This is a genomic window from Streptomyces sp. H51 (assembly GCF_035656535.1).
Classification (GTDB): domain Bacteria; phylum Actinomycetota; class Actinomycetes; order Streptomycetales; family Streptomycetaceae; genus Streptomyces.
In genome coordinates this window covers 26,038-44,426 of the sequence record NZ_JAYMHD010000038.1, presented here as the reverse complement: position 1 = coordinate 44,426, position 18,389 = coordinate 26,038, and the positions used below count along the sequence as shown (strand labels likewise).

Below are 18,389 nucleotides of genomic sequence, written 5' to 3'. Positions count from 1 at the left end.
GCGGGTGGCACACGAGTGCGAGCGGAACCGTCAGAAGTCGAAGCCGAGCTGACCCTCGACCTCCGGAACGCTTCCGTCCGCCCAACCGCGGGCCTTCTTGAGGTGCCGCCACTGGGGCAGCGCATCAAGATACGCCCACGACAAGCGGTGGTACGGGGTGGGGCCCCGCTCCTCCAGTGCGGCCTTGTGCACGGGTGACGGATACCCGGCGTTGTCCGCAAAACCGAAGTCTGCATGGTCGATACCCAGTTCGGCCATCATTTTGTCGCGCTGGACCTTGGCGATCACCGAGGCCGCCGCGACCGCCACACACGACCGGTCACCCTTGATCACCGTGCGGACCCGCCAGGGAGCACCGAGATAGTCGTGCTTCCCGTCGAGGATCACGGCGTCGGGGCGGACCGGCAGCGCTTCCAGGGCGCGTACCGCCGCCAGGCGCAGCGCGGCGGTCATCCCCAGGTCGTCTATCTCCTCCGGGGAGGCGTGCCCCAGGGCGTACGACGTCACCCACTCCCGCAGGTGCGCAGCGAGTTCGGTGCGTCGCCTGACGGTGAGCAGCTTGGAGTCGGTGAGGCCTTCAGGGGGTCGGCGCAGTCCGGTGATCGCCGCGCAGACGGTGACGGGGCCGGCCCACGCGCCGCGCCCCACCTCGTCGACACCGGCAATGACCTTCGCTCCGGTCGTGGCGCGCAGGGAGCGCTCGACGGTGTGAGTGGGTGGCTCGTACGGCATGGCGCCCTTAGCGTACGCCGCCGGGATCACCCGGCGACACCCCGGTTCCCACGGCGGCGCCGAGGGCGTCGCGTGCCGCCGTCAGGCGCTGTCCGGCCTCAGCAGGGGAACCATCGACTGGTCGATCATCTCCTCGAGATCGCGGTCGCTCCATTCACTTCCGCACATCTTGGAGCGGTACATCATCACGGCCGGGACGGCATCGAAGACATAGCTGTCGGCTGCGTCGGATCGCACCTCTCCGCGCTCCATTCAACGGGCAATGACCTCCCTGAGCAGCTTCAGGGTGGGCTCCACGATCTGGTCGTAGATGACGCCATGGAAACACTCGGCCTACACGGGGTCGCATTCGTGAATCACCGCGCGAACGGCGGAGCCGGGGAGGGAGAACATGGCCCCGCGTGCCAGCCGGCACAGCTCGAGCAGGTCCGCGCGACGCTGCCGAGATCGGGCGCCACCTCGGCACTCGGCAGTCCGGCCTTGAGCGCGTCCGCGACGAGGTCCTCCTTGGACGGCCGGCGGCGATAGACAGCGGCCTTGCCGGTCTGGGCGCCGGCGGCGACGCCCTCCATCGTGAGGCCTTTCCAGCCGACCGTGCCGAGCTGCTCCAACGCGGCGTCGAGGATCGCGCGTTTGGCCATCCGCACCACCCCTCCGGCTACCGTCCCTCCCCCCACTCCGCGCCCGCGCCCGTTCGCACAGCAACCGCCACGACAACGAGCACCGGTCACAGAGAGTTCCCGTCGCGCACGGACGGTTACCCCCTGTGCCACCTGCCGCGCTACCCGGAGATCCCGTACGGTTCGGGGTCCCGCCACGCCCGCGAGGCCGGCGGGCTGGCGGGCTGGCGGGCGTCAGCGTCGTGACGGTCAAGGTCGTCAGTCCCTGAGCGGTCACCCGTGACCACACACGTGAGAATCCAGCGGCCGTCTGACGCCCCTTTCCGGAGCGCCGGACGGCCGGCTCGATCAGCTCTCGTCGTCGGCCTCCTCGGATGCCTGGGAACGCCTCCGGTCCCGGCGGTCACGAAGGAAGCGGAAGACCTCGGCTCCGAGCGCAAGGGCTGCGGTGGCTGCGCCAAGAGCCGCGTTGAGGGTGTTCACTGCTGCGGGTCCCTTTCTCCGGGACCTCGGCAGTCAGGCGTGCCAAGACCCCGGCACGTCCGTACATGCCTGGATTCCTTGGTCACGCCCGGCGACTTGGCGGCCGTACTGGGCTGTCCCTTTTCCAAGTCGCTTCCACGAGCAGTGGCAGGCTTCCGGTCCTCACCCCTCCTGGCTCGACGGAAGCTCCGAGGGATCTACCCACAGGTGGACATCAAAAATCCATGGAGCGGCGGCTCAAGAGCCTGCCGAAGCCGCGGGCTCCGACGACTGGTGCGGGACGGAACCGTTGGCGCCGGGCTGTGGGCGGGCCCCGGCCGAGTTCAGAACACCACCCAACTCGGGGAGCTTCGCGGCGGAGAACTTGAGGATCAACGCGGCTTGCAGATGCGCCTTGAGCGCCGGATCATCGACGTCTTCGAGCAGCCGGATCGCCTGACCGGCGTCCCGCTCGACCTTCATGTCCTGCCGGAGCGACTGCGTCTGGGACTCCATGTGCTTCAGGGCCAGGTCCGCCCTCCGGTGGAACAAGGTGCCGATGACCGTCATGACGAGGCCCGCCACGCTCGCCGTGACGGAGGCGTACTGGTCCCCGGTGCTCTCGGCCCGGAAGATCGCCATGCCGACGCCGGACAACAGGACAAGGCCGCCCAGCACAGAGCAGGTCAAGCTGACGCCGAAACTCCGACGGGCCTGCGTGAGCCCGTAGGCGTAGTACTCGATCAGGAGCCTGGCGAAGCGTGTTGCCGCCTGATCGTCGGAGGCCGTCCGGTCACCTCCGCTTGTGTCAGCGCCCTCTTCCGCCTTTGTCTCAGGCGTTTCACCCAGCACCTCGGCTCGCAGACGACGGCGCTCCTCGTCGACAGCCCCGAAGAGGGTCTTGCGAACGTAGGGCAAGAGGTACCGATTGACGAGGTAGATGTACCCGCCAAGGGCAGCAAGCGCGAGGGCCCCGACGCCGATTTGCTCCGGGAAGGTGAGCGTCACGCTCCAACCCTGTCAGAGCGTCGGCCCGTGTGTCTCTCCCTTCCTGACGGCCGTCAGCCCGTGACCGGTCACCCGTCAGCGTCCGAGGCTGGGCTCCGAAAATCCGATCACGCGACAGCCGACGCCCTCTATGGTCTTTCACATGGCCAAGGTCTGCGTCTTCTGCGGAGGTACTCCTCTGACGAAGGAGCACGTTCTCCCGCGCTGGCTCAAGGTCGCGTTCGACCCGACGGTCCGGCGACACCGGTACGTCCGGTTGAGCGTGGACACGGTTCGGCACCACGAGGCCCCGCCGCTGAACGAGCAGGTGAAGGTGGTCTGCTCGGAGTGCAACAGCGGCTGGATGAACCAGTTGGAGGAGAACGTCAGGCGCTTCCTGCCTGATCTGATCCGCGGAAACCCGTGCGACCTCGACGCAGGCGCACAGCGGGCATTGTCGGCGTGGTCCTTGAAGACCATGCTCATGTTCCAGCACACGCATCCCGCCGACGTCCGCGGCGTGATCCCAGCGGACGACTTCAGGACGTTCCACGAAGTGCGCGAGCCCACCAGGTCGATGCTCGGGCGCATCGGCTTCATGAACCACCCCCCTGACGATTCGGTCCCTCTCGTGGACACGATGTGCCAGGGGTACGCGACCACCGAGACGAGCGGTGTCGCCTGGATCAGCACGCTCAAGATCGGATGCATGGTGGTGCAGATCGTCCGGGCACCCGATGTGGCTGAGGGCAAACGCCTTGCTCCGTTCGAGGTCATGCCCTCGTTGCACCCGATGTGGCCGACGGAGGAGTTGATCCAGTGGCCGCTTCCGGCAGCGATTCCGTACGAACAGATGGTTGACCTGGGACACCCTGACGGTCTCAGCCTGACCATCCTGCCCGCCTAGGCCGCAGCTCGCCCCCTCGTGGAGGCCGGGGCGCTTTTCGCGTTCTCCTGGCAGGAACCACGCTGTGGATGCGGGAGCGGCGGCCGTTGAGTCGCAAGCCGTACGTCAGCGGCGCTCGGAGAGCCTGCGGCCTTCTCGAAGGGCGCCCTACTTCCATCGCTCGAAGGGCCGGTCGAGCACGTACTTGCCGTCGTCCCCGAGTCGGAGCATCCGCATCTCGGCGTTCCCCGGGTTCGACAGGGACTCGAACTCCGCCACCGTCCAGTGGAACCAGCGCATGCAGAACAGCCGCATGGCCAGGCCGTGGGTCACCAGCAGCACGTTCGGCGGGTGGTCGGGCGCCTCGAAGCTGCGGTACAGGCTCTCCAGGAAGCCGCCCACCCGGTCGTACACGTCGGCCCCGGACTCACCCTGGGCGAACCGGTAGAAGAAGTGGCCGTAGGAGTCCCGGTAGGCCTTCTGGAGACGTACGTCGTCGCGGTCCTGCCAGTTCCCCCAGTCCTGTTCGCGCAGCCGGGGCTCCTCGCGCACGCGAATGAGGTCCGGGTCGAGGTGGAAGGCCCGCAGGGTCTCGTGCGTACGACGGTACGGCGACACGTACACGCTGACGCGTTCGCGGCCGAACAGCTCCCGCAGCCGTTCCCCGGTCTCCTCGGCCTGGCGCCGGCCGCGCTCGGTCAGGGCCAGGGCGTGATCGGGCTCACGCTCGTAGACGGTGTCATCAACATTGCCCGTTGACTCCCCGTGCCGGACAAGAACGATGCGCCGTGGTCGTGCCATGCCGAAACCCTAGATCGGGTCGCGGCACATCGAGCACTCGTACGGTCCCCCTACGGCGTAGGTCACACAGTCCGCTCATACCGTCCAGGTCGATTCGAGATCCACGATGTCGCCCGTGAGGGCCGCGATGTCCGCCTCCGTCTGGGCCCGCAGGGCGAGCCGCTCCACCCGTTCCGTGCGGTACTTGCCGTGCTCGGCGGCCGAGTGCCACATCGACAGGATCAGGAACTCGTGCCCCGGCCCCTCCCCGAACAGCCCCCGGAGCATGCCGGGCGAGCCGGCCATGGCGGGGTTCCAGACCTTCTCCTGCATGAGCGTGAAGTGCTCGGCGCGCTCCTCGTGGACCCGGCAGAGGGCCACCCGGACGAGGTCGGCGTCGGTGAAACGCGGTTCGAAGCCCGTCTTCACGTCGAAGCGGTACTCGAACAGTTTCGCCCGGGCGTCCTTGAAGGTCCCCGACTGGGACGCCGCCAGCCGGTCGTGGGAGCGGGCCATGAAGGAGTCGTAGAAGGAACGGCTCTCCCAGAAGGAGAAGACGTGCGCCACGCCCGGCCGCCGCCGGCTCCAGCCACCACCCTGCCCCCGAAACCCCGGCTCCCCCAGAAGCCCCGCCCACTTCCGCTGCCCCCGCTCGAAACCGCGGCGGTCCACCACGGTGCAGCGAATCCACTTGACCAGCACCGCGCCATGGTAAGGCCCAGGAACGTGGCGGCGGTCACGCTCCGGCCGACAACGCCCCCGGACACCTCCGCGCCCGCGTGGCAGGATGGACAACCGCCCTTGTCTGCGCGGCAGTTAAGGGCCAAAACGGCATAGGGAGAAGGGGAGTCGGGTGAGCGCCATCAACAAGGGCATCCGCAAGGTCGAAATCGCGATCAAGTGGGACCCCAGTCCGGCGGGCGAGCCGCCCACCGATCTTGACATCGTGGCGGCGACCTATACGACGGACGATCCGTACGGTGATCCGGCCTATGTGGTGCACTTCGACAGCCGCTCCCCCGACGGCACCATCTACCTCAACCGGGACAGCCACGACGGCAAGGGCTTCGGCTGGGACGAGGTGATGACGCTGGAGCTCGAGCGGCTCAGCGAGCGGTACGCCCGCGTGGTGGTCGGTGTGGTGATCCAGCAGCGGCCCGCGCGCCGGACGTTCGTCGGCGTGCGCAGCGCGGGCCTGCGCATTCGGGAGGGGTACACCGTGCTGGCCGAGGACGACTTCGGCGGCGTCCTCGGGGCGACGGCGGCGACCGTCGCGGAGTTCGTGCGCGGGGGCGACACCGTCTGGGACTACCACCCCGGCATCCAGGGCTTCGACGACGACCCGGCGACGTTCACCCGCACCATGGGCCGGACGCGCCGGCCCTGACCCGCGCCGCCGCCGCGCACGGCGGAGAGGGGCGCCGACACGTGGTCGGCGCCCCTCTCGCGTGAAGCGTCCGTCAGGCGGGGACGCGCCCCGCCCCGGTCAGCTGCAGCCGCTGGTGGAGCCGCAGCCCTCGCAGATGTAGCAGGAGCCGGCCCGCTGCATCTTGGTGCCGCAGGAGAAGCACAGCGGGGCGTCGGCCTGGATGCCGAGCTGCATCTCCACCAGTTCGGCGCTGGTGTGCGCCTGCTTCGGGGCGGGCTGGGCCGCCTCGACCTCGGCCCTCGGCGCGGCGACGGCCTTCAGCTCCTGGGTGCGCGGCGCCGACTGGGCCAGGCCCTCGACGTCGACCTCGTCCTCCGACGGCTCGTAGGAGCCCGTCTCGAGGTGGCGCTGACGCTCCTCGGCGGAGTGGATGCCGAGCGCGGAGCGGGTCTCGAAGGGCAGGAAGTCGAGCGCCAGGCGGCGGAAGATGTAGTCGACGATCGACTGCGCCATCCGCACGTCCGGGTCGTCCGTCATGCCGGCCGGCTCGAAGCGCATGTTGGTGAACTTCGAGACGTACGTCTCCAGCGGCACGCCGTACTGCAGACCCACGGAGACGGCGATGGAGAAGGCGTCCATCATGCCGGCGAGGGTGGAGCCCTGCTTGGACATCTTCAGGAAGACCTCGCCCAGTCCGTCGTCCGGGTAGGAGTTGGCCGTCATGTAGCCCTCGGCGCCGCCGACCGTGAAGGACGTCGTGATGCCGGGGCGGCCCTTGGGGAGGCGCTTGCGGACCGGACGGTACTCGACGACCTTCTCGACCTTGGACTCCTTGGCCGACCGATCGGCCCTGGCCTCCGTCGTCTCCTTCTTCTTGGCGGAGAGCGGCTGGCCGACCTTGCAGTTGTCGCGGTAGATCGCGAGGGCCTTGATGCCCATCTTCCAGGCCTCGAAGTAGATCTCCTCGACCTCCTCGACGGTCGCCGTCTCCGGCATGTTGACCGTCTTGGACAGCGCGCCGGAGATCCACGGCTGGATCGCGGCCATCATGCGGACGTGGCCCATCGGGGAGATGGCGCGCTCGCCCATGGCGCAGTCGAACACCTCGTAGTGCTCGTGCTTGAGGCCGGGGGCGTCGATCACGTTGCCGTGCTCGGCGATGTGGGCGACGATCGCCTCGATCTGCTCCTCCTGGTAGCCCAGGCGGCGCAGGGCCTGCGGGACGGTGCCGTTGACGATCTGCATCGAGCCGCCGCCGACCAGCTTCTTGAACTTGACCAGAGCGAGGTCGGGCTCGAGGCCGGTGGTGTCGCAGGACATCGCCAGACCGATGGTGCCGGTCGGGGCGATGACGGACGCCTGGGCGTTGCGGAAGCCGTTCTTCTCGCCCAGGTGCAGCACGTCCTGCCAGGCCTCCGTGGCGGCGGCCCAGATCGGCGTGTCGAGGTCGTCCATGCGGACGGCCACGGCGTTGGCGTCGGCGTGCTGCTTCATGACGCGGTTGTGGGCGTCGGCGTTGCGGGCGTAGCCGTCGTACGGGCCGACGACCGCGGCGAGCTCGGCGGAGCGCTTGTACGCCGTGCCGGTCATGAGGGAGGTGACGGCGCCGGCGAGGGCACGGCCGCCGTCGGAGTCGTAGGCGTGGCCGGTCGCCATCAGCAGGGCGCCGAGGTTGGCGTAGCCGATGCCGAGCTGGCGGAACGCGCGCGTGTTCTCGCCGATCTTCTGGGTCGGGAAGTCGGCGAAGCAGATGGAGATGTCCATCGCGGTGATGACCAGCTCGACGACCTTGGTGAAGCGGTCGACGTCGAAGGACTGGTGGCCCTTGCCGTCGTCCTTCAGGAACTTCATCAGGTTCAGGGAGGCGAGGTTGCAGGACGTGTTGTCCAGGTGCATGTACTCGCTGCAGGGGTTGGAGCCGTTGATCCGGCCGGACTCCGGGCAGGTGTGCCAGCGGTTGATGGTGTCGTCGTACTGGATGCCCGGGTCGGCGCAGGCCCAGGCCGCCTCCGCCATCTTGCGGAAGAGGGACTTGGCGTCGACCTCCTCGATCACCTCGCCGGTCATCCGCGCGCGCAGGCCGAACTTGCCGCCGGACTCGACCGCCTTCATGAACTCGTCGTTGACCCGGACCGAGTTGTTGGCGTTCTGGTACTGGACGGAGGTGATGTCCTCGCCGCCGAGGTCCATGTCGAAGCCCGCGTCGCGCAGGGCGCGGATCTTCTCCTCCTCCTTGACCTTGGTCTCGATGAAGTCCTCGATGTCGGGGTGGTCGACGTCGAGGATGACCATCTTGGCGGCCCGGCGGGTGGCGCCGCCGGACTTGATGGTGCCGGCGGAGGCGTCGGCGCCGCGCATGAAGGAGACGGGACCCGAGGCGTTGCCGCCGGAGGACAGCAGTTCCTTGGAGGAGCGGATGCGGGAGAGGTTCAGGCCGGCGCCGGAGCCGCCCTTGAAGATCATGCCCTCTTCCTTGTACCAGTCGAGGATCGACTCCATGGAGTCGTCGACGGACAGGATGAAGCAGGCGGAGACCTGCTGGGGCTGCGGCGTGCCGACGTTGAACCAGACGGGGCTGTTGAAGCTGAAGACCTGGTGCAGGAGGGCGTACGCCAGCTCGTGCTCGAAGATCTCGGCGTCGGCGGGCGAGGCGAAGTACTTGTGGTCCTCGCCGGCCTTCCGGTACGTCTTCACGATGCGGTCGATCAGCTGCTTGAGGCCGGTCTCGCGCTGCGGGGTGCCGACGGCACCGCGGAAGTACTTGCTGGTGACGATGTTGACCGCGTTCACCGACCAGAAGTCGGGGAACTCGACGCCGCGCTGCTCGAAGTTGACCGAGCCGTCGCGCCAGTTGGTCATGACGACGTCACGGCGCTCCCAGGTCACCTCGTCGTACGGGTGCAGGCCCGGGGTGGTGTGGATGCGCTCGATACGCAGCCCCTTGCCGGCCTTGGCGCCCTTGGCTCGGGAACCTCGTGCCGGACCGCTCGCCGTCTCTGTCATGCCGCCTCCCTGGTACGGGCGAAACGCCCTGAAGTGCCCCGAATGTTCCCGTGGCACGGTGTGGTGTCTGATGTCGCGGGCGCTCTCCTGCCGCCGCCCGCAACGGGTCTTCGATCGCCGCCGTCCGGCCGGTCCCGGGGCCTCGGGCCCGGTTCCGGCCCTCCGGTCAGTCGGCGGCGTGGGCGGGCTCGGGGACCTGGACGGTCTCCCCGGGCCCGGATCCGTCTTCCCGGCTCTCCGCGACAGCGCCCGCACGGTCGTCGTCCGCGGCGGCGCGTCGCGTCTCCTCCCTGAGTTCCGCGATCGCGGCCTCGAAGTCCTCGAGCGTGTCGAACGCCCGGTAGACGGAGGCGAACCGCAGATACGCGACGAGGTCGAGTTCCTGCAACGGGCCGAGGATGGCCAGCCCCACGTCGTGGGTGGTCAGCTCGGCGCTCCCGGTGGCCCGCACCGCCTCCTCGACCCGCTGGCCGAGCTGGGCGAGCGCGTCCTCGGTGACGGGCCGCCCCTGGCACGCCTTGCGCACGCCGTTGATGACCTTGGTGCGACTGAAGGGCTCGGTTACTCCGGACCGCTTGATCACCATCAGTGAGCACGTCTCCACCGTCGTGAAACGACGGGAGCAGTCAGGGCACTGACGGCGCCTGCGGATCGACGTGCCGTCGTCGGTCGTACGACTGTCCACGACACGGCTGTCGGGGTGCCTGCAGAAGGGGCAGTGCATGGTTCCCAACCCTCCTCACAGCAGACTCAACAACCTCGCCGGGCCTCACGGGCCCCTCGAAGCAGCCCCCAGCATAGGCGATCTCCGGAGGTCCGAAGACCCGGGGCACCACAACTTCTGGGCTGCTGTCGCAATCCAACCACTAGATGTGGGGATTGGCTCATACACACAGGTCGCCCGCGCGTGTCGCGCAATGTCGGGCCGCGGCACGGCGCGGCGGACCGCGGCACGGCGCGGCGGGGCGGGCGCCGCGGGGCCGGCCCGCACGACGACGGCACGCACGCGGCGGTACTCGTCGGCGCCCACCGGGGCCCGGCGGGCTCCGCCGGGACAACATCGGCGCACGGCTGTACCGTCACCGCGCGTGCGGGGATACCGTGGGCGCCACACGGAGGGGGCGCGGGGCTCCCGCGCGGACGCGGAGCCGGTGCCGGTCGCCGGTGTCCCGGATGGCAGACTGGGCCGCGACCCACAAGGTCGCCGACCCGGCGGTGAAGCGTACAACAGCAAGCCCTTCCGCCTGCCGGGTGCCGCGTCAGCCATACACCCAAACACGCGATCGCGTCAGGTAACTCGCAGTTTTTCACTCGAACGTGTGTTTGGCGCAACCTTTCGAAAGCAACTACCGTTGTCCAGCAGGGAGACCATCGAGAGGGGCCGACGTGACCACCACCGCAGACAGCGCCACCATCACTGCCCAGGACCGCGCCCAGGGCCGACTCGAGCCGGTGCACGCGATGAACGAAGTTGTGAACGCCGAGGGGCCCAAGCGCTCCCTGCCCGGCCGACCTCCAGGCATCCGGGCGGACAGCTCCGGACTCACCGACCGGCAACGCCGGGTGATCGAGGTCATAGGGGACTCCGTGCAGCGACGCGGCTACCCGCCGTCGATGCGGGAGATCGGCCAGGCCGTCGGCCTGTCCAGCACCTCCTCGGTCGCCCACCAGCTGATGGCACTGGAGCGCAAGGGCTTCCTGCGCCGCGACCCGCACCGCCCGCGCGCCTACGAGGTGCGCGGCTCCGACCAGGCCGCCTCCGTGCAGCCCACCGACACCGCCGGCAAGCCCGCCGCGTCGTACGTCCCGCTGGTCGGCCGCATCGCCGCCGGTGGTCCGATCCTCGCCGAGGAGTCGGTGGAGGACGTCTTCCCCCTGCCCCGCCAGCTCGTGGGCGACGGTGAGCTGTTCGTGCTGAAGGTCGTCGGCGACTCGATGATCGAGGCCGCGATCTGCGACGGCGACTGGGTCACGGTGCGCCGCCAGCCGGTCGCCGAGAACGGCGACATCGTGGCCGCCATGCTCGACGGCGAGGCCACCGTCAAGCGCTTCAAGCGCGAGGACGGCCACGTATGGCTCCTCCCGCACAACTCCGCGTACGAGCCCATCCCCGGCGACGACGCGACCATCCTGGGCAAGGTGGTGGCGGTGCTGCGGCGCGTGTGACGGCCGCAGCGAGCGGTCCTGCGTCGGACCCGCTCCCTGACCGGGCCCCGGAACCACTGCGCCGGTTCCGGGGCCCTGCCCTGTCCTGCCCCGGCCGCCCTCGGTGCTGCCCCCTGGAGCCCGAGGGTGCTACTCCGCCTCCGCCTGCGCCTCGGCCTGCTTCGCCACCGCGTCGATCGCCGCCAGCGACCTGCGCACCTGGTTGCGGTCCGTGGTGTACCAGAAGTCGGGCAGAGACGCCTTCAGATAGCTCCCGTACCGGGCCGTGGCCAGCCGCTGGTCCAGCACCGCGACCACACCGCGATCCCCCGACGCCCGTACGAGGCGGCCCGCGCCCTGGGCCATCAGGAGCGCGGCGTGGGTGGCGGCGACCGCCATGAAACCGTTGCCGCCGGCGTCCTCCACCGCCTTCTGGCGGGCGCTCATCAGCGGGTCGTCCGGCCGCGGGAACGGGATCTTGTCCATCACCACCAGCTGGCAGCTGGGGCCGGGGACGTCGACGCCCTGCCAGAGCGACAAGGTGCCGAAGAGGCAGGTGCGCGGGTCGGCCGCGAAGTTCTTGATCAGCTCCCCGAGGGTCTCCTCGCCCTGGAGCAGGATCGGGAACTCGGGGATGCGGTTACGCAGTTCCTCGGCAGCGAGTTGGGCCCCCCGCATCGAGGAGAACAGGCCCAGCGTGCGGCCTCCCGCCGCCTGGATCAGCTCCGTCAGCTCGTCGAGCATGTCGGCGCGGTCACCGTCGCGGGCGGGTCGGGCCAGGTGCTTGGCGACGTAGAGGATGCCTTGCTTGCGGTAGTCGAAGGGGGAGCCGACGTCGATGCCCTTCCACTGCGGCACGTCGTCGCCCTCGGTGCCCTCCGGGGCGAGGCCCAGGGACGCGCCGACGCCGTTGAAGTCCCCGCCCAGCTTCAGCGTCGCGGAGGCCAGGATCACCGAGCGGTCCGCGAAGAGCTTCTCCCGCAGCAGTCCCGACACGGACATCGGGGCCACCCGCAGGGAGGCGCCGCTGTATCGATATGCGGCTCCGCCGCGGGGCTCGTGGCGCTCGTACCAGACGACGTCCCACTCCGAGCCGTTCACCACCCTCTCCGCCACGTCGTGCACCGACTCCACGGAGGCCAGGGCCTGCTTGCGGACCGCGTCCTCGTCCTGGACGGACTTGTCGCGGGTCGCGCCGATCGCGGAGATCACCGTACGGCAGGCGTCGCGCAGTGCCATGAGGGCGTAGCCGAGGTCCTCCGGGATCTCCTCCAGGCGGCCCGGCAGGGCCAGCTCCATCAGCCGCTCGAAGCCCTCGGCGGCGGTCTGGAGCTGATCGGCGGCCTTCTCGTTGACCAGCTTCGCCGCGCGGCGCACCGCGCGGTTGACCTGGCCCGGGGTGAGCTCGCCGGTGGCGACGCCGGTGACCCGCGAGACCAGTTCGTGCGCCTCGTCGACGATCAGCACCTCGTGCTGCGGCAGGACCGGGGCCCCCTCGATCGCGTCGATGGCGAGCAACGCGTGGTTGGTGACGACGACCTCGGCGAGCTTGGCACGCTCGCGGGCCATCTCGGCGAAGCATTCGGCGCCGTAGGCGCACTTGGACGCGCCCAGGCACTCCCGGGACGAGACCGACACCTGGGACCAGGCACGGTCGGAGACCCCGGGCGTGAGGTCGTCCCGGTCACCCGACTCGGTCTCGTCCGCCCAGTCGCGCAGCCGCAGCAGGTCCTGGCCCAGCTTGCTGGTCGGCGCGGCCGCCTCGAACTGGTCGAAGAGACCGTCCTCCTCGTCCTGTGGGACGCCCTCGTGGAGGCGGTGCAGGCACAGGTAGTTCGACCGGCCCTTGAGCATCGCGAACTCCGGGCGGCGGCGCAGCAAGGGGTGCAGCGCGTCGACCGTGCGCGGCAGGTCCCGCTCGACGAGCTGGCGCTGCAGGGCGAGGGTGGCCGTGGCCACGACGACGCGGTCTCCGTGCGCGAGGGCGGGCACAAGGTAGCCCAGCGACTTGCCGGTGCCGGTGCCGGCCTGGACCAGCAGGTGGGAGCCGTCGTCGATCGCCTCCGCGACGGATTCGGCCATGGTCACCTGGCCGGGGCGCTCCGTGCCGCCGACGGCGGCGACGGCGGCATGCAGGAGTTCGGGGAGTGAGGGCTTCGTCATAGCGCGACCACCCTACGGCCCGGCACTGACAATCGGGCGATCAAGGCGGATCCGGGGGCGGCGGGCGGCACGGTGGCGCTCCTCTCACAGGACGACGGGGTGGCTGTGGCCCGGGACGACCGTCCCGGCGCCGGAGTGACAGTCGAGGTAAGGGTGTCCGTCGGCGCCCTCGGCGGTCAGGCCGCGGGCCCGCACGGGGACGATCGGCAGGGCGCGCGCGTAGCTGCGGGCCGTGGAATCCCGGGCGGGGCCGGCGCCGCGGGATCGTCTCGTGCGCGGACTCGGCCACGTTCTCCCTGCCCTCCCGTTTCCACCGCTTCGCCGGAATCCACCCCGGTTCTCCCGGTCCGCCCTGTGGTGCGGGACGAGTCGGCGTCTCACTACGCAGGCGGACGTGCCACGCCGCACACAGGAGTGGAGGACCGCACGCGCACGGCAGACCACGCAACGACTACAACCCCACCGCGCCCGACGGGTTACGGACGGTTCCAAGATCCTTCCGTGCTCCTCGGCCCGCCCCGCCCCTCGCAACTCGGACCGCACCCGGCGCCATTGGCATCGACGCGAACCGACTCCCCCTCACGGAGCGGCAGGTCAGACGCCTTGTAGCCGAACCGTTGCCGTTCCGTCGGAACTCGCCCGCAGCGACCGCATAGTGTGTGGTGCCGTTCCGACGAACCGGGGCCGCGCCTGCGGTCACGGCCGCAACACCGGTACTTTCATCAGCTCAGGGGGAGTTCAGACCATGCGATCCACCAGGCCACCGTTCACCGCTCGCAGTGAGAGGAGCGTGCGCCGCAGGACCTCCCCCGTTCTCGTCGCCGTCGCCCTCGCCTCGGCTCTGGCGCTCACCGCCACTGGTTGCTCCTCCGGTGACGCCGAGGCCGGCGGTCAGGCCTCCGCCACCCCGACCGGCGGCGGCGACGGCAAGATCCAGATACCCGACGACATCAAGCAGAAGCTCAAGGAGCACGGGTTCGACCTCGACAAGTGGAAGAACGGCGCCTGGAAGAACTGGGACAAGGACGACTGGCTGCGTGAGGCCGACGAGTTCATCAACCCGATCATCAAGGGGCTGTGGGACCCGGACCGGATGCGTGACGCAGAGGACCCGGACAAGAGCGTCGACGAGAACGACATCTCCGGCGACCAGGGGGTGACCGACCCGGAGCCCGCGCCGGTGCAGGCGAAGGCGGTGGCGCCCGCGTACCACGCGAACGCCGCGACGGCGGGCAAGGTGTTCTTCGACGCGCCCGAGGGCACGATGGTCTGCTCGGCGACCGTGGTGGAGGACCCCGCGCACCCGGGCAAGTCCAACCTGGTGTGGACGGCGGGCCACTGCGTGCACGCGGGCAAGAAGGGCGGCTGGTACCGCAACATCGCGTTCGTGCCGTCGTACAACGACGCGGGCCGGACGGCGGACCAGTTGCAGAACGCCACCCGTGAGGAGGTCGCTCCGTACGGCGTGTGGTGGGGCGACTGGGCGCAGACCTCGGACCAGTGGATCAAGCAGGGCGGGGAGACGGGCGGCGACGGCGCCTCGTACGACTTCGCGGTCATCCATGTGACCCCGGAGAAGGGCGGCAACGGCAAGTCCCTGGAGGAGACGGTCGGTGCGGCGCTTCCGGTGAACTTCAACGCCCCGGCCGTACCGGAGGTCTCCGACATCACCGCGACCGGCTACCCGGCCGCCGCCCCTTACGACGGCCAGAAGCTGTACCAGTGCACGGACAAGCCGGGCCGGCTGTCGCTGAACACCTCCGACCCGACGATGTACCGCATCGGCTGCACCATGACCGGCGGTTCGTCCGGCGGCGGCTGGGTCGAGACGGGGTCGGACGGCAAGCCGGCGCTGGTCTCCAACACCTCGATCGGCCCGGTGACGGCGGGCTGGCTGGCCGGTCCGCGGCTGGGTGACGTGGCCAAGGACGTGTACGACGAGGTGAGCGGCAAGTTCGCCAAGCAGTGAACGACGACGAAGGCCCGCTCCTGGGTGGGCGGGCCTTCGTGCTGTCTCGGGTGGCTGCGCCGGTGGCCGGACCGGTGATGGACCGGTGACTACGCGGCCGGTGCCGGGACGTACGGCGCCAGATCGGCCGCCAGTTCCTCGTGCACCCGCACCTTGAGCAGGGTGCCCTCCGGGGTGTGCTCCTCGGAGATCACCTCACCCTCGGAGTGGGCGCGGGCGACCAGCTTGCCGTGGGTGTACGGCACCAGCGCCTCGATCTCGACGGACGGCCTGGGCAGCTCGCTGTCGATCAGGGCGAGCAGCTCGGGGATGCCCTGGCCGGTGCGGGCGGAGACGGCGATGGACCGCTTCTCGATCCGCAGCAGCCGCTGGAGGGTCAGCGGGTCGGCCGCGTCGGCCTTGTTGACGACGACGATCTCGGGTACGCCGGTGGCGCCGACGTCCCTGATCACCTCGCGCACGGCGGCGAGCTGCTCCTCCGGGTTCGGGTGCGCGCCGTCCACCACGTGCAGGATCAGGTCGGACTCGCCGACCTCCTCCATGGTGGAGCGGAACGCCTCGACCAGGTGGTGCGGCAGGTGCCGGACGAAGCCGACGGTGTCCGCGAGCGTGTAGAGCCGGCCGCTCGGGGTCTGGGCCCGGCGGACGGTCGGGTCCAGGGTCGCGAACAGCGCGTTCTCGACCAGGACACCCGCACCGGTGAGGCGGTTGAGCAGCGAGGACTTGCCCGCGTTGGTGTAGCCCGCGATGGCGACGGACGGCACCTTGTTGCGCTTGCGCTCCCTGCGCTTGATCTCGCGGCCGGTCTTCATCTCCGCGATCTCCCGGCGCATCTTCGCCATCTTCTCGCGGATCCGCCGCCGGTCCGTCTCGATCTTGGTCTCACCGGGACCACGGGTGGCGAGGCCGCCGCCCTTGCCGCCGCCCATCTGCCGGGACAGCGACTGACCCCAGCCTCGCAGCCGCGGCAGCATGTACTGCATCTGCGCGAGCGCGACCTGCGCCTTGCCCTCCCGGGACTTGGCGTGCTGGGCGAAGATGTCCAGGATCAGGGCCGTGCGGTCGATGACCTTGACCTTGACGACGTCCTCGAGGTGGATGAGCTGGCCCGGGCTGAGCTCACCGTCGCAGATGACGGTGTCCGCGCCGGTCTCCAGGACGATGTCCCGCAGCTCGGTGGCCTTGCCGGAGCCGATGTAGGTGGCCGCGTCGGGCTTGTCGCGGCGCTGGATCACGCCGTCGAGCACCAGCGCGCCCGCGGTCTCCGCGAGGGCGGCGAGCTCGGCCAGCGAGTTCTCCGCGTCCTGCACGGTCCCCGAGGTCCAGACGCCGACGAGGACGACCCGCTCCAGCCGGAGCTGGCGGTACTCGACCTCGGTGACGTCCTCGAGCTCGGTGGACAGTCCCGCGACGCGGCGCAGGGCCGCGCGCTCGGAGCGGTCGAACTGGTCGCCGTCCCACTCGCCGTCGATCTCGTGGCTCCAGGCGACGTCCTCTTCCATCAGGGCATCGGCCCGAAGACCCTCGGGGTAGTTCTGCGCGAGGCGCTGCGTGTCCTGGGAAGGGGATGAAGAGGAGGTCATTGGATCCTTACGTCGTCGGTGGGTGCCGTGTCGGCAGTGGTTGCCGGCGGTCATTCTGCACAACGCACGAGTGCCCCGGGAGATTCCCGTGTCCCCTGCGACGCCGGCCTGACGATGGTGGCACGGTGCGGTCCGTTCCGTCACCGTCTTATTCGGCGGGCGCGGCGGAGGAGGCGGCAGTGGACGTGGCGACGGGCGCGGCGGAGGACGCGGCCGGCTTCCAGTCCGGGTGGCCGGGCATCGGCGGGGTCTTCTCGCCGTACAGCCAGGCCTTGAAGAAGCCGCTCAGGTCGCGTCCGGAGATCTCGGCGGCCAGCCGTTCGAAGTCCTCGGTGGTCGCCGTGGAGTCCCGGTGGTCCCGCACCCAGGCCCGTTCCAGGCGTTCGAAGGCCGGGCGGCCGATCTCCTGGCGCAGGGCGTAGAGGACGAGCGCGGCACCGTCGTAGACGTTGGGCCGGAAGATGCTGATCTTCCGGCCGGGGCTGGGGGGCTCGGGCAGGGCCGGCGGTCCGCCGGCGGCGCGCCATCGGTCGGAGGCGGCGTAGGCGGCCTTCATGCGCGTCTCCATGGGCTTGTTCGCCTTCTCCTGCGCGTACAGGGCCTCGTACCAGGTGGCGTGCCCCTCGTTGAGCCACACGTCGGACCAGGTGCGCGGGGTGACGCTGTCGCCGAACCACTGGTGGGACAGCTCGTGCACCATGACCGATTCGACGTACCACTCCGGGTAGGCGGCCGCGGTGAACAGGCCCTTCTCGAAGAGCGAGAGCGTCTGCGTCTCGAGTTCGAAGCCGGTGTCGGCGTCGGCGACGAGCAGGCCGTACGTCTCGAAGGGGTAGGGGCCGACCTTGCTCTCCATCCAGGCGATCTGCTCGGGCGTCCGCTTCAGCCAGCGCTCGAGCCGCTCACGGTCCCGGGTGGGCACGACGTCGCGCACGGGCAGGCCGTGCGGGCCCTCGCGGTGCCGCACGGTGGACCGGCCGACGGACACCTGGGCCAGCTCGGTGGCCATGGGGTGCCGGCTGCGGTACGTCCAGGTGGTCGCCCCGCCGGCCCGGTGGACACCGGCCGGCAGGCCGTTCGCGACGGCCGTGTAGCCGTCGGGCGCGGTGATCCGGATGGTGAACCGCGCCTTGTCGGAGGGGTGGTCGTTGCAGGGGAACACCAGGTGGGCGGCGTCGGCCTGGTTGGCCATGGCGAGTCCGTCCGCGGTGCGCACCCAGCCGCCGTCCTGGCCGCGGGCGGGGACGGGGTCGCTGGTGTGCCGCACGGTGATGCGGGCCAGGCTGCCCTCGGGCAGCGGGTCCTCGGGCGTGACCACCAGGTCGTCGCCGGCCTGCGCGAACGTGGCCGGCTCACCGTCCACCCGCACCGACTCGACCGTGCCGTGCGCGAAGTCGAGGTTGACCCGGTCCAGGTCCGCGGTCGTCCAGGCGTCGATCGTGGTGACCGCCCGCAGCGGCTCCCTGTTGCCGCCCGGGTAGGTGAAGGAGAGGTCGTACGACGCCACGTCGTACCCGGGGTTGCCCAGGTACGGGAAGAGGCGGTCGCCGACGCCCAGGGGGGTGGCGGGAGCGCTCGCCGCGAGGAGGCAGGCGCAGACGACCGGGGCGAGCAGCGCGGCGGCCCGCGGCCGGGGGCGGGGCCGGGGGCGGTGGGTGAGCGGCATGCACCACCGCTACCAGTGCACGCG

The 18,389-nt window shown here is 70.1% G+C and carries 13 protein-coding genes and 2 pseudogenes; 4 read left to right on the top strand and 11 right to left on the bottom strand.

What is annotated here, in order from left to right:
* Positions 1 to 30: 30 nt before the first annotated feature.
* The 3 genes and pseudogenes from VKA29_RS10765 to VKA29_RS10755 form a co-directional block, all read right to left on the bottom strand.
* Positions 31 to 732 (bottom strand): ribonuclease HII, encoded by a 702-nt coding sequence (locus VKA29_RS10765; protein WP_324785117.1) that lies wholly within the window; start codon positions 730 to 732, stop codon positions 31 to 33.
* Positions 733 to 813: 81 nt separating this feature from the next.
* Positions 814 to 1,367 (bottom strand): annotated as a pseudogene (locus VKA29_RS10760) (TetR/AcrR family transcriptional regulator); the annotation flags it as partial.
* 705 nt (positions 1,368 to 2,072) lie between these two features.
* Positions 2,073 to 2,822 carry a TRADD-N-associated membrane domain-containing protein gene (locus tag VKA29_RS10755; RefSeq protein ID WP_324785116.1) on the bottom strand — a complete coding sequence of 250 codons (750 nt, stop codon included), beginning with the start codon at positions 2,820 to 2,822 and terminating at the stop codon, positions 2,073 to 2,075.
* A gap of 142 nt (positions 2,823 to 2,964) precedes the next feature.
* Between VKA29_RS10755 and VKA29_RS10750 the strand changes: the two genes are divergently transcribed.
* A complete protein-coding gene (locus tag VKA29_RS10750; protein WP_324785115.1) occupies positions 2,965 to 3,708 on the top strand; it encodes a hypothetical protein in 744 nt (247 codons plus the stop codon).
* A gap of 147 nt (positions 3,709 to 3,855) precedes the next feature.
* Here the strand turns inward: VKA29_RS10750 and VKA29_RS10745 are convergent, their stop codons facing one another.
* Positions 3,856 to 4,488, bottom strand: coding sequence for a histidine phosphatase family protein (locus tag VKA29_RS10745; RefSeq protein WP_324785114.1), 633 nt, complete (start codon positions 4,486 to 4,488; stop codon positions 3,856 to 3,858).
* A gap of 75 nt (positions 4,489 to 4,563) precedes the next feature.
* A complete protein-coding gene (locus VKA29_RS10740; protein ID WP_324785113.1) occupies positions 4,564 to 5,169 on the bottom strand; it encodes a YdbC family protein in 606 nt (201 codons plus the stop codon).
* Between the two features lie 151 nt (positions 5,170 to 5,320).
* Between VKA29_RS10740 and VKA29_RS10735 the strand changes: the two genes are divergently transcribed.
* On the top strand, positions 5,321 to 5,854 hold the full coding sequence (locus tag VKA29_RS10735; protein WP_324785112.1) for a TerD family protein: 534 nt from the start codon (positions 5,321 to 5,323) through the stop codon (positions 5,852 to 5,854).
* Between the two features lie 99 nt (positions 5,855 to 5,953).
* On the opposite strand, the gene VKA29_RS10730 is transcribed toward VKA29_RS10735, so the two are convergent.
* Both VKA29_RS10730 and nrdR read right to left on the bottom strand, forming a co-directional pair.
* Positions 5,954 to 8,839 (bottom strand): vitamin B12-dependent ribonucleotide reductase, encoded by a 2,886-nt coding sequence (locus tag VKA29_RS10730; RefSeq protein WP_324785111.1) that lies wholly within the window; start codon positions 8,837 to 8,839, stop codon positions 5,954 to 5,956.
* 166 nt (positions 8,840 to 9,005) lie between these two features.
* On the bottom strand, positions 9,006 to 9,563 hold the full coding sequence (nrdR, locus tag VKA29_RS10725; RefSeq protein WP_324785110.1) for a transcriptional regulator NrdR: 558 nt from the start codon (positions 9,561 to 9,563) through the stop codon (positions 9,006 to 9,008).
* Positions 9,564 to 10,225: 662 nt separating this feature from the next.
* Between nrdR and lexA the strand changes: the two genes are divergently transcribed.
* Positions 10,226 to 11,005, top strand: a complete 780-nt coding sequence (lexA, locus tag VKA29_RS10720) for a transcriptional repressor LexA (RefSeq protein WP_324785109.1) — start codon at positions 10,226 to 10,228, stop codon at positions 11,003 to 11,005.
* Between the two features lie 129 nt (positions 11,006 to 11,134).
* On the opposite strand, the gene VKA29_RS10715 is transcribed toward lexA, so the two are convergent.
* Entirely contained in the window at positions 11,135 to 13,147 is a 2,013-nt protein-coding gene (locus VKA29_RS10715; protein ID WP_324785108.1) for an ATP-dependent DNA helicase, read from the bottom strand.
* 87 nt (positions 13,148 to 13,234) lie between these two features.
* Positions 13,235 to 13,475, bottom strand: a pseudogene (locus VKA29_RS10710) (aspartate aminotransferase family protein); the annotation flags it as partial.
* A gap of 417 nt (positions 13,476 to 13,892) precedes the next feature.
* On the opposite strand from VKA29_RS10710, the gene VKA29_RS10705 reads away from it, so the two are divergent.
* Entirely contained in the window at positions 13,893 to 15,116 is a 1,224-nt protein-coding gene (locus VKA29_RS10705) for a hypothetical protein (protein ID WP_324785107.1), read from the top strand.
* A gap of 89 nt (positions 15,117 to 15,205) precedes the next feature.
* Here the strand turns inward: VKA29_RS10705 and hflX are convergent, their stop codons facing one another.
* Together hflX and VKA29_RS10695 are read right to left on the bottom strand one after the other, a co-directional pair.
* Positions 15,206 to 16,699: a GTPase HflX gene (hflX, locus tag VKA29_RS10700; protein ID WP_324785105.1), complete on the bottom strand. Its 1,494-nt coding sequence runs from the start codon at positions 16,697 to 16,699 to the stop codon at positions 15,206 to 15,208.
* 148 nt (positions 16,700 to 16,847) lie between these two features.
* Entirely contained in the window at positions 16,848 to 18,365 is a 1,518-nt protein-coding gene (locus tag VKA29_RS10695) for a M1 family metallopeptidase (RefSeq protein ID WP_324785104.1), read from the bottom strand.
* Between the last annotated feature and the right edge of the window lie 24 nt (positions 18,366 to 18,389).